The 10715-nt window shown below is 67.4% G+C and carries 10 protein-coding genes and 2 tRNA genes; 7 read left to right on the top strand and 5 right to left on the bottom strand.

The features are described from left to right. The coding region (locus tag E1289_RS32990; RefSeq protein ID WP_207929307.1) for an ATP-binding protein at positions 1 to 398 on the top strand (398 nt) is incomplete at its 5' end. A gap of 44 nt (positions 399 to 442) precedes the next feature. Here the strand turns inward: E1289_RS32990 and E1289_RS39235 are convergent. Continuing rightward, positions 443 to 562, bottom strand: a complete 120-nt coding sequence (locus tag E1289_RS39235; protein ID WP_207929309.1) for a type I restriction enzyme endonuclease domain-containing protein — start codon at positions 560 to 562, stop codon at positions 443 to 445. A 461-nt stretch (positions 563 to 1023) separates the two neighbouring features. Here E1289_RS39235 and E1289_RS32980 point away from each other — a divergent pair, with 461 nt between their 5' ends. The 5 genes from E1289_RS32980 (at position 1024) to E1289_RS32960 (ending at position 7395) form a co-directional block, all read left to right on the top strand. Then, positions 1024 to 2277, top strand: coding sequence for a hypothetical protein (locus tag E1289_RS32980; RefSeq protein WP_131987294.1), 1254 nt, complete (start codon positions 1024 to 1026; stop codon positions 2275 to 2277). 558 nt (positions 2278 to 2835) lie between these two features. Beyond that, a complete protein-coding gene (locus E1289_RS32975; RefSeq protein WP_131987292.1) occupies positions 2836 to 3168 on the top strand; it encodes a hypothetical protein in 333 nt (110 codons plus the stop codon). A 46-nt stretch (positions 3169 to 3214) separates the two neighbouring features. Next, the gene (locus tag E1289_RS32970; protein ID WP_131987290.1) at positions 3215 to 5038 is read left to right on the top strand and encodes a hypothetical protein; all 1824 of its coding nucleotides are present in this window, start codon (positions 3215 to 3217) and stop codon (positions 5036 to 5038) included. A 60-nt stretch (positions 5039 to 5098) separates the two neighbouring features. Further along, positions 5099 to 5299, top strand: coding sequence for a helix-turn-helix domain-containing protein (locus tag E1289_RS32965; protein WP_229808276.1), 201 nt, complete (start codon positions 5099 to 5101; stop codon positions 5297 to 5299). A 515-nt stretch (positions 5300 to 5814) separates the two neighbouring features. Further along, positions 5815 to 7395 carry a tyrosine-type recombinase/integrase gene (locus E1289_RS32960; RefSeq protein ID WP_165970706.1) on the top strand — a complete coding sequence of 527 codons (1581 nt, stop codon included), beginning with the start codon at positions 5815 to 5817 and terminating at the stop codon, positions 7393 to 7395. A gap of 163 nt (positions 7396 to 7558) precedes the next feature. On the opposite strand, the gene E1289_RS32955 is transcribed toward E1289_RS32960, so the two are convergent. Together E1289_RS32955 and E1289_RS32950 are read right to left on the bottom strand one after the other, a co-directional pair. Beyond that, positions 7559 to 7650: transfer RNA gene (locus tag E1289_RS32955), tRNA-Ser, on the bottom strand. Positions 7651 to 7792: 142 nt separating this feature from the next. Then, positions 7793 to 8221, bottom strand: a complete 429-nt coding sequence (locus E1289_RS32950) for a hypothetical protein (protein WP_131987286.1) — start codon at positions 8219 to 8221, stop codon at positions 7793 to 7795. A 189-nt stretch (positions 8222 to 8410) separates the two neighbouring features. On the opposite strand from E1289_RS32950, the gene E1289_RS32945 reads away from it, so the two are divergent. Continuing rightward, positions 8411 to 8483, top strand: a tRNA-Arg gene (locus E1289_RS32945). A gap of 71 nt (positions 8484 to 8554) precedes the next feature. Here E1289_RS32945 and E1289_RS32940 read toward each other — a convergent pair. Next, positions 8555 to 8791, bottom strand: coding sequence for a tyrosine-type recombinase/integrase (locus E1289_RS32940; RefSeq protein ID WP_131987284.1), 237 nt, complete (start codon positions 8789 to 8791; stop codon positions 8555 to 8557). Positions 8792 to 9066: 275 nt separating this feature from the next. Next, entirely contained in the window at positions 9067 to 9630 is a 564-nt protein-coding gene (locus E1289_RS32935) for a dihydrofolate reductase family protein (protein WP_131987282.1), read from the bottom strand. Between the last annotated feature and the right edge of the window lie 1085 nt (positions 9631 to 10715).

Here is a 10715-nt window from a genome sequence, read left to right as displayed (position 1 = left end):
TGGGGCAGGCGGCGACGGAGAACGAGATGGTGGTGAAGCAGGACCTTGCGGTCGTCGCGGAGGTGCGGCGGTTCGTGCGGCTGGTCACCGGCCAGTGGGGCATGGACGACTTCGTCCCGTGCCTGGTAGCCAGCGAGCTGGTCACCAACGCGCTCCAGCATGCGACATCCGCGACGGACGGCGACGTGATTTTGCGGTTGAGCCGCACCGAGGACGATGCCCTGTGGATGGAGGTTCAGGACGCGGCCTGCGGCCTCCCGCACCTGCTGGCGGCCGACACGACCAGCGAGACGGGCCGCGGCCTGTTCATCGTCGACCAGTACGCTCGCTGCTGGGGCATCCGCGCCCTGGCCGACAACGTCGGCAAGATCGTCTTCGCGGTCATCGACCGCTCATAACGTCCTCGGCGCGGCGCAGTTCGGTGTGGACCTCGGTTGCCTGGTCAGCGGTCGGCGGCGGGGGACCACTCGTCGGCGAAGGTTTCGAGCTGTTCGATGACCTTCTGGATGGCGTCGGGCTGCTCTTCGGGCGGGTAGCCGTGCTTGGCTAGGAGGCGCTTGATGCGATGGCGGCGAGCTGGTCGTCACCTACCAGGTCGCGGACGGTGTCCTTGGCGGCGACCGCGTCGTAGAAGGCGAGCTCGAAGTCGCCCTCGGGCCGTCCATCGGCAGCTCCGTCAAGCTGGCCCCCGGCAGCACCCGCAAGGGCTACCTGGTGTTCTCCGTCCCGAAGAAGGTCAAGCTCACCAAGTTCCAGTTCACCCTCGACAGCGGCTTCGCCACCCAGTCCGGCGAGTGGCTTCTGAAGTAGCCGCCGAGCCGCCCGCTCGCTCCATCCGCCGAGAAATGGCGGGCGGCGCACAGCGATGCGCTGCAACGGACCCGGCCGCACCACCACCTGCCGCCGTACTCTGTACAGTCCCTTACGGGCTGGTCCCAGTACGGCATGAGCTCGATCGTACGTGTGGCGACTCGGTTGCGGCGCCTACAAGAATTCTGCCTTCCCGCACATCAGGAGCCGACGATGGACAAAGAGATTGAGCTGATCAGTGACGGTGATGGATTGGCGGTCATCGGGGACCCGGCGACTGTCCAGAACTTCCTCGCCTCAGAGGGGCTACCGTCGAAGGACCTCGGACTGCAACGGCTCGGATCTGCCCTCAACACCGGCGCTGCAATCGCCCAAGCAGGGTCCGAGGTCGCCGCCAACTCAGGTCGCTGGGTGAAGCTCACCAAGGAGTCCGCGCAGGCGATCAACAAGTACGGGTTGCGCGAAAGCAAGAAGTCAGGTTTAAGCACAGGCGTGCTGAAGGGCAACAAGGGGCAGATCAAGGAATTCGTCGAATTCGCGAAGAGGCCCGGAGCACTTCGAAGCAACCCGGCGCTCCTGGCCGGTGCTGCAGGGATCATGGCGCAGGTCGCCATGCAGCACACCATGGACGAGATCACCGACTATCTCGCCGCGATCGACGAGAAGGTCGACGACGTGCTCCGCGCCCAGAAAGACGCCGTGTTGGCCCGGATGATCGGCATGGGGCTCGTCATCGAGGAGTCCATGACCATCCGCGAGAAGAGAGGCCGCGTCGACGAAGTCACGTGGTCGAAGGTGCAGGCCGCGCCGGCGACGATCGCAGAAACGCAGGCCTATGCGCTGCGTCAACTCGACGCGGTCACGGAGAAGCTGGAGCGTAAGACCAAGGTTGGTGATCTCGCGAAGGCGGCGAAAGATGCAGAGTCCAAGGGACGGGAGTGGCTCGCTGTTCTGGCTCGCTGCTGTCAACTGCAGGACGCGATCGCCGTGCTGGAACTCGACCGGGTGCTGGACGCGTCCCCGGAGGAGCTGGACGGGCATCGTCTCGGCCTGAAGGCTGCCCGGCAGGACCGGCTGGAACTCATCGCACTGACCACCGAGCGCCTGATGGCTCGCATGGACGCAGCTGTCAGCACGGCCAACACCAAGGTGCTGATGCATCCGACCAAAGCACCGGCTGTAGTGCAGTCGAGTAACCACGTCTCGACCGCCATCGTCGACTTCCACGAGCGGCTCGGAATCGAGCGCGCTCGACAGTCATCGGAGGCAAGACGATGGGCGGACGCGGCCAAGGAGGTCAGGGACAAGGCGATCGAGACGGGAGCGGACCACGTCGGCACCGCCAAGCGCTTCGGCAACGAGACCCTCGACCGAGCCAGATCGGCGACGGGCACGCTCTCCGGCCGGATCGTCAAGCGAGCACGCAGCCGGCCCGGGGACGGCGAGGAGCGGGACGAGGAAAGCTGAGCGGGCACCGCGCGTCAGCCATGCCGGCCCTCTGATGGCGCCGGGCATCGAAGCGGCGGCTTCCCGCTCCAGGAGGGGAGTCGCCGATCGACCTCGTTCCCTCAGCCTGGCACCCGGACGACACACTCCCCGATGGCCTGCGCCCGCCTCTTGAGTAACTGCGCTGAGCTGCGTCGGGCAGGCGCCAACGTCGGATCGAGCGACGAGGTCCGGCAACGTCGGACCGCGATCGATCGAATGCTTTTGAACGACCGAACGCCACGCCGACGCTTAAAGTAGTCAACTGGCGTGGGATGAGAGAAGCTGGGTGCAGCTGGCCGGGGTGGGAGCGAGGTCGAGTCCCGAGGGTTCTTCGCCAGGCTCTGCTGACGCAGGGCAAGAAATGGAAAACGCAAGCGTTACGGCTCCGGACCGGGCGCGGTCCACAACAGCGGACGGGATCGGGCGCGATCCCGGGTCTGGAGGCTGATGGTTGAAGACGGCAGCGCCGAGTCTGGGGCGGCCATGGCGAAGCGGCGCAACCGCCGGACTCGTAGCGAGTCGAAGCGAAGGCGGGTCTTGTACATCTTGCTCTCGGATGACGAGCACGCGGCGGTGTCGAGGGCGGCCGAGCGGGAGCACCTGGCGACCGCGGCGTGGGCGGCGCTGACGCTTCTGGCGGCGGCGAACGGGACGCCGCGAGCAGAGCACAACCAGCTGCGCGAGGTGCTGCAGGCCGTCATGCAGGCGCGCGGCCAGGCGCAGCGGATCGGCGTCAATCTCAACCAGGCGGTCGCCGCACTGAACTCGGGTGAGGCGTCGGCGACGATCCAGTGGTACGCCCGCGCCGCAGCACGGACGGTCCGCAAGCTGGACGACCTGGCCGACGAGCTGCGAAGGCGGCTGCCATGACGGCGGATGCCGTGACCGCGAAGACATCGGCGCTGAGCGCTGCGCAGTGATCGGGAAGGTCTTGCGGGGCGTCCGGGTCCAAGGGCTGCTGCGGTACCTCTACGGCCCGGGCACCAACGGCGAGCATCACAATCCCCGCATCGTGACGGGCTTCGGGGACGCGACCGACATGGAACCGGCGGTGGGAGCCGATGGCCGCCGCGACTTTCGCCACTTGGAGGGGCTGCTGACCCAGCCGCTGGCGTTGCTCGGTGACCGGAACTACCGCAAGCCCGTCTGGCATTGCGCGGTCCGGGCGGCGCCTGAGGACCCGGTCCTGGCCGATGAGCAGTGGGCGCAGATCGCGGCCGAGATCATGGACCGGACCGGCTTGGCTCGGGCGGGGGACGTTGATGCCGTTCGCTGGATCGCCGTCCGGCACGCCGACGACCACGTCCATATCGTGGCCACCCTGGCACGTCCGGACGGCGTCCGCCCGGAGGTGTGGAACGACGGGTACAGGGTGCGCGACGCCTGCCGGGTGGTGGAGGAGCGGTTCGGGTTGCGGTCGACCGCCGCCGCGGACCGGACGGCGGCGCGGCGGCCCAAACGCGGCGAGACCGAGAAGGCCGTCCGCCGTGGTCAACCGGTGCCGTCCCGCACCCTCCTGCGACAGAAGGTCCAGACGGCGGCCGCCGGCGCCGGCAGCGAGAGGGAGTTCTTCGAACGCATCTGCGCCGACGGCGTCCTGGTGCGGCAGCGGTTCAGTCAGCGGACGGCCGGTGAGGTGACCGGGTATGCGGTGGCCGTGCCCGGCGATGTGAACGCGGACGGGCAGCCGGTTTGGTACGGGGGAGGCAAGCTCGCCGCCGACCTCACACTGCCCAAACTTCGCCACCGTTGGACGGGTGCGGACGGCTCCGTCCGCGACTCGTCCGCCATCCGTCCGCCGGACGGACGGCACCTGTCCGCAAGGACGGAACGGGCCGTGCTGCGGACGACCGTCCGCCGCGCTGCGGACGAAGCCCGGACGACCACTGACTTCCTTGGCCGACTCCAGGACTACGGCCTCCTGGTCAAGGTTCGCGACAGCCAGCATGAGCCCGGTCAGATCACCGGCTACGCCGTCGCACTCCCCACCGAGCCCGGCGACGAAGAACCGACTTGGCACTCCGGAAGCCGCCTTGCCGAAGACCTCTCACTCATCCGCCTCCAGCATCGCTGGAGATCACCGACCTTCCGGTACGTGCCAACCCTCGACTACAGCGACCTCACCACCGAAGAGCGGCAGGCGTTCTACGACGACGCGGCCCGCGCCGCCGCTCACGCCACCTCCCAGATCCGCCGCTACCTCGTCACCAACCCATTCGCCGCCCAGGACGCATGCTGGGCCGCCTCCGACACCCTCCACGCCGCTGCTCAGGCCACCGGAAATCACCACCTCCGCCAAGCTGCCGACAGCTACGACCGCGCGGCTCGCGCACCCCACGGTCGCATCCCGCGTCCCACCCCAGCCGGCAACGCCCTGCGCACCTCAGCCCTGCTGCTCGCACTCACCGGCTTGCCGCAAAGCCACACGACGGTGTCGGCCCTGATGCTCGTCGCCAACCTCAACACCTTGCTCGACACCATCGCCGAAATCCGCCGACTCCAACACCATCAAGCCCAAGCCGACGCCGCCCGCAAAGCCGCCGCGCATGTCCGCGAAGCGCGCCTCGCCGACCACAGCAGAACGCCGCGACCGACCGTACAGGCGGCCATGTCCTCTCAAGCACGTCTGGCCATGGCCGCCTTCCCCCAACCATGGGCTCCGCTACAGCACGCAAATCCCAGCAGACCGCCCCCGCACGGCCCCTCGCCACCCACTCGCCCAAGCCGACAGCGCCGGTAACACCAGCCGTCACCTCGAGAGTTCAAACACCGGCACGTACCGAGACATGGAGGCATCCGAATGCAGACCATGCAATGCCGAGACCTCGACACACTCCCCACGGTCGTCAACATCACGACCGCCGCCCGAGCCCTGGGACTGTCTCGCACATACGCCTATGAGCTGGCCAAACGTGGCGACTTCCCATGCCGCATCATCCGAATAGGCACCACCTACCGGGTGCCGACCGCGGAACTTCGCAAACTGCTCGGCGTGACGTAGACCGAGGGGAGACGCCTGAGCCGCGCCCCCGGGACGCTGACGAGGAGGCTCGGCGTCCCGGGAACCGGCGCCTCACCTCAGCGCCCGGCAGTCAAGCCTGACGTTGCAGTGATTCATCAACCCGTAGTTAACTCTTCGAGAGTGAGTAATCACAGAGCGAAGGTCTGTGATGAGCTCCGTCAGCGCCCGCAGGAGCGCCTCGCACGGCTGGTAAGCCTGCTGGCCGAAGGCGTCGATGAACTCGGACACCTCGGGCCGCTGCCCCTGTGCGCGCTACAGAGCCTCTCGCCACCCTCGCCCATGAGGTGATCGGAAGCCTCGCCACCGCTCGGCGGAAAGCATTCCGCGCCCCCGCGCCGATGGCTTCGCGCTCACGCAGATCATCGACGAGCTCTGCGTGAGTGTGCCGCCGGTGCCCCGGGCGCTGAGGAAACGACCCTACGAGTCGCCCGGTGTCCGCTGAGACCGACTCCGGGCTCCGCGCACTGCAAAAGACCGTTCATCGAGGAGGAACCTTGAGAGGCACGACGTTCAAGCGCTGCGGCTGCCGTAACCCCGAGACCGGCAAGAAGTTCGCCCTGGGAACATGCCCACAGCAGGCCAAGCGGACCCACGGTTCATGGTGGGCTCGCTATGAGGCTCCCCCAGGAGCGGATGGACGCCGAAGACAGCCCTACATCGGGCCGTTCACCACACAGAAAGCCGCTCAGGCAGCCCTGGCGGACGAACTCTGCACGGCAGAACGGCTCGGCCAGCCGATCGACCGATCCCTCAAGGTCGACGCGTACCTGGAGAGAATCTGGCTGCCGGGCAAACGGCGCCTGGCGAAATCGACCTATGCGGACTACGAGGAGATCATCCGCCTCTACCTGGCGCCGGGGCTCGGACACCTCAAGCTCGTGGAGTTGCGCGACAAGCACGCGCGTGACCTCTACGACGCCATTCTGCAGATCAACAAGCCGCTTCCCACCTCCGAGAAGCCGAGCGAACTCCTTCAGCGGCTCTTGGACGCCCGTGCGCTGTCGCCCCAGAAGTTCCCTCCGGGCGGCAAGCCGTCCCGCAAGCAGAAGCAGCCCATCTCGCCCGCCAGAGTCAGGAAGGTCCACGCGGTGCTGTCGTCCGCACTGAACTCGGCGGTCAAGTCCAAGCGCCTCGCGCACAATCCGATCGAGCACGTGGAACTGCCCCGGATCAAGGGAAAGCGGGTCAAGCCGTACGTCTGGACCGCCGAACGCGTCCAGCGCTGGCAGGAGACCGGCAAAGCGCCGGGCCCGGTGATGGTCTGGACTCCCGCACAGACCGGCGCCTTCCTCGACTTCGCCGTCGATGAGCGCCTGTACGCCCTCTTCCACCTGGTCGCCTTCCGCGGCCTGCGACGAGCCGAAGTCGCGGGGCTGTCCTGGCAGGACACCGACCTGACGGACGCCGGGACGATCACCATCAGGGAAACGCTCCCCGACGAGGACGACGAGTACGACGACACCAAGTCCGAGGCCGGCGAACGAACCGTCGCTCTGGCCGCCACGACCATCTCGGTGCTGCGGTCGTGGCGCGAGCGCCAACGAAAGGAGCGCCTCGCCGCCGGAGCCGACATCTGGGTCGACTCGGGACGCGTGTTCACCCGAGCGGACGGCAAGCCTCTCCGTCCCCAGTGGATCTCCACGCGGTTCGACGACCTCATCGACAAGCATCGGCGCGTCCGCCGAAGGCATGTCGAGGAGGGCTGGGCACCGGACCGAATCGCGCGGCAGCACCGTGTCAGCGAAAGGGCCGTGCGAGGGGCGATCCAAGGCGTCCCACTGCCGCCGATTCGCTTCCACGACCTGCGGCACGGAGCGGCCACGCTGGCGCTGCTCGGCAAGGTCGACATGAAGGTGATCAGCGAGACGCTGGGGCACTCGCGCCACTCGTTCACCGCCGACACCTACACCTCCGTCCTCCCAGAGGTGTCGAGAGCCGCTGCCGAGGCTGTCGCAGCCGTCGTTCCACGCATGCCCGCCGACGACGTGACGGACGAGCAGGCGACGCGCTCCGTCCCATCCAACGTGGTCTCGCTCGCGGACCGGCGCAAGAGCCGAACCGAACACGCAGGGTAGTCGTCCCGGGTGATCCACTTGGGGGCTCTGACCTGGGCTTGGTGACGCCGCCACGACATCTCGTGCTCACCACGTGCTATCCAGGGCCAACAAAGCGGACATCCCGGAACGCGACAGGGACTTCGTCCAAGATCTCGATCTCGGGCGAAGTCCCTGGTCAGAGTGGCGGAGGATCGGGGATTTGAACCCCGGATGGGCTTGCACCCAAACCGCATTAGCAGTGCGGCGCCATAGACCGGACTAGGCGAATCCTCCAGTAGCCATCAGGCGCAGACAGGTTACCGGTTCGGCGCGCCTACCGGCAAAGTCTGGCCTGCGGGTCCCAGCAGCATAGTCCGAGACACCCGTGCTGCGCGAAGCAATACGCTCCCGGGGCCGCGGGAGCGAACCGCCGTGGTCAGCCCAGGCGGAAGGCGGAGAAGCCGCAGGCCTTCGCCAGGTCGTTGCCGTGCTGCCGCATGGCCGCGGTGTCGGGCTGCTGCAGGTTCGTACTGCCGGACGTCATCTGCCGCAGCAGGTCCGCCGTCTTGTCGAGGTCGCCCGCGAACGCGGTGGCGGCGGACTCCACGTCACCGCCGGCGCTCTGCCCCTCCGAGCGGATCTTGGCCGCGGTGTCGGAGAACTTCTGGGCGGTCTGGTCGGCGCCGCCCGGCGACGACATCGCCATGCCGCTGGTGGAGAAGCTCCGCAGTTCCTTCTCGATGTTCTTGCAGGCGGTCGTCTTCTTGCCACCGGTGATGGTGTCGACCGCCCCGCAGCCGGTGGAACCGAGCATCAGGCCACCGACGGCGAGGACGCCGACGAGCTTGGTGGCAGACATACGCATGGGGAATCTCCTTCAGGGGGGTTTGGGCTTCGAACGGAGTCAAACCTTGCAGGCCGCTCACGTCTCGACACCCTTTTGTCGCACCTTGGTAGCAAAAAGTTCCGTGACTCAGGTCACACGTCCGGCCGTGCGTCCCTGCACAACCGATTCGCCGTCAGGTCGACCGAGCCGGTACAGTAATCCCGGCAGGCACCCGTAGCTCAACGGATAGAGCATCTGACTACGGATCAGAAGGTTAGGGGTTCGAATCCCTTCGGGTGCGCCCAGCTCAGAGGCCCCCTCCCGATCTTGGATGGGGCCTCTTGCATTTCCCGTGGGAGCCACGGGGGCGGGTCAGGCCCCGAAGACCTCAGCCGCCGCGCGCTTGTCGTTGACGAGCAGATGCCCATGGGCGTCCTTCGTGATCGCGGTGGACGTGTGCCCGAGGATCTCGGAGACGACGTGCAACGGCGTCACCTGCGCCAGCATCAGCGAGGCGCCCGAGTGCCGTAGTTCGTGCGGGTGCCAATGGCCGAGGCCCGCCCGCTTGGTCAGCTTGGAGAAGGTGTGCGAGAAGTTGTCGGGTTCCATGGGCGTCCCGACCTCGCCCGTGATCCTTCCACAGGAAGACTCCTCTACCGTCGGAGTGGACGGGGTCTGAGGTCCTGAGCTTCTCGTCCGCTGCCGTCCCGATCGGAGAGCTGGCAGACCAGGGCCAGGCTGCCGCCCTGGTAGTGCAGGGCGCGGGACGACGGCGAGCGGGAAGCTCGGGGGTGAGGTGCACCAGCGCGAGTCACGCCTCGTCGCAGCGAACGGCTTGACCTTGCTCCGGGGGGATACGACGAGCCCCCGCGAAGGTGTCGCGTTCAGCGCCTCGTCTCGTACCTGGTCAAGATCACGCCGCCGGGGAACGTCCGCGTCTCCACCAGGTTCAGGTTCACCCAGCTTTCCAGCGCGGTGAAGAACGGTGTGCCGCCGCCCACGAGGACCGGATGGGTGACGATCTCGTACTCGTCGATCAGCCCGGCCCGCATGACCGCCCCGCCGAGCGTTGCGCCACCGACCCTCATCGGCCCGCCGTCCTCGGCCTTGAGCCGGGTGATCTCGGCGATCGTGTCGCCGGTGACCAGGCGGGTGTTCCAGTCGACCTTGTCGATCGTCGAGGAGAACACCACCTTCGGCGTGTCCCGCCAGTTCCGCGCGAACTTGATGTGCGCCGGGGTGGCGTCCGGCTGCTGGTCGCCGGTCGGCCAGTAGGCGCTCATGTTCTCCCACAGTCGGCGTCCATACAGAAAAAGGCTGATCGCCCGCTCCTGATCGAGCCACCACTCGAACAGCTCATCGCTCGGCTCGCTCCAGCCGAGGTCGTCGCCGGGCGCGGAAACGTAGCCGTCCAGGGACAGGTTCATGCCGTAGATCAGTTTCCGCATAACGCCATGCCTTCCGTCGGTCGGTTTCGGAAGAGCAGACCAGTCGAGCCGAGGAAACTGATCGGTGCGCAGTCTGTTCATACGGACCGGCTCCTGACCCTCGCTCAAGGCTTCCAAGCCGCTCGTCCCGTACACCTTGGTTCGTGATGGCACGGCACACACAGACATACATCGAGGTCAGTGCACTAGCCTGCCCGAGATCGTCAGCGCTGGGGTGTGCGTTGACCCGAAGACTCGGTCGGCTTCGACTGTGATGCATCAATGCAGCGCACACGGCCCTCATGGGGGCGGTGAAGCCGTCGGTCGGACCAGCTATGGCGGGCCTGGTGCCGTGTGCGTGGTCGGGCTCCGGTGCCGGGGTAGTTGTCGATGCGGAAGCCCAGGTGAGCTTCGATGTCATGCGTGAGGTCGTGGACGCCCTGCTCGATCAGGGCCAAGCAGGCGGCGAAGTCGGTACCGCGAGCGTCCAGTCCTCGTAGAGGTCGGGCAGCGGGCATACCGCGGCGGGGCTGGGGTTGGGGGGCCTGACGGTGCAGAGAGTCGTGGACGGCCTGGTCCATGGCGAGGTTAAAGCGTTCGTACCAGCTGCGGGGGAACCGCCGGGCGCGGTACTCGGGCCGCGGCGAGAGCGGCGCGGGCGTGTGGATTCAGGGGTTCGCCCGCATGGTCGCCGCCGATCCCGGCACTCGCTACCTCGACTTGGGCGGTTTGTGCTGGCCAGCGTGCTTCGGCCATGGGCGACCGGCATATCGCTGTCCACGAGGCAGATGCGGCTTCTTGTCGCGGGGGTCACGCAGCACCGGGTTGCCGGCCAGGCATGACCCCGACCGCCGATATGCCGAGGTCGGTCAGATCCTCACCGGCCGGCTCGGGCGGGATGTATTGCTCGGAGTGCTGCACAGGGCTGCTCGGCTCGTGCGTGAGTCCGCGGGGGCGCTGCACGGTGCCGCGGAGAGGCTGCCATCCTGCGGGCGGCGACGCCGGGCGCCGCTGTCCCTTCGTCGCGTGCTCCGGCCGTGCGGCTTCGAGACCGGCCGCAGGCTTCGGTGGTGGGGCGTCGCGTCATGGATGGGGGCGGTTGGGGT

The sequence above is a fragment of the Actinomadura sp. 6K520 genome (assembly GCF_004349245.1).
Taxonomy (GTDB): Bacteria; Actinomycetota; Actinomycetes; order Streptosporangiales; family Streptosporangiaceae; genus Spirillospora.
Note: the sequence above shows the minus strand (reverse complement) of the source record. Positions and strands in the feature narration are given on the sequence as shown.

What these genes read in the sequence shown, in the direction of transcription:
- E1289_RS32935 (WP_131987282.1), bottom strand. Translation starts at nt 9,630, where the DNA reads ATGCGGAAACTGATCTACGGCATGAACCTGTCCCTGGACGGCTACGTT.
- E1289_RS32980 (WP_131987294.1), top strand. Translation starts at nt 1,024, where the DNA reads ATGGACAAAGAGATTGAGCTGATCAGTGACGGTGATGGATTGGCGGTC.
- E1289_RS32950 (WP_131987286.1), bottom strand. Translation starts at nt 8,221, where the DNA reads ATGCGTATGTCTGCCACCAAGCTCGTCGGCGTCCTCGCCGTCGGTGGC.
- E1289_RS32965 (WP_229808276.1), top strand. Translation starts at nt 5,099, where the DNA reads ATGCAGACCATGCAATGCCGAGACCTCGACACACTCCCCACGGTCGTC.
- E1289_RS32940 (WP_131987284.1), bottom strand. Translation starts at nt 8,791, where the DNA reads ATGGAACCCGACAACTTCTCGCACACCTTCTCCAAGCTGACCAAGCGG.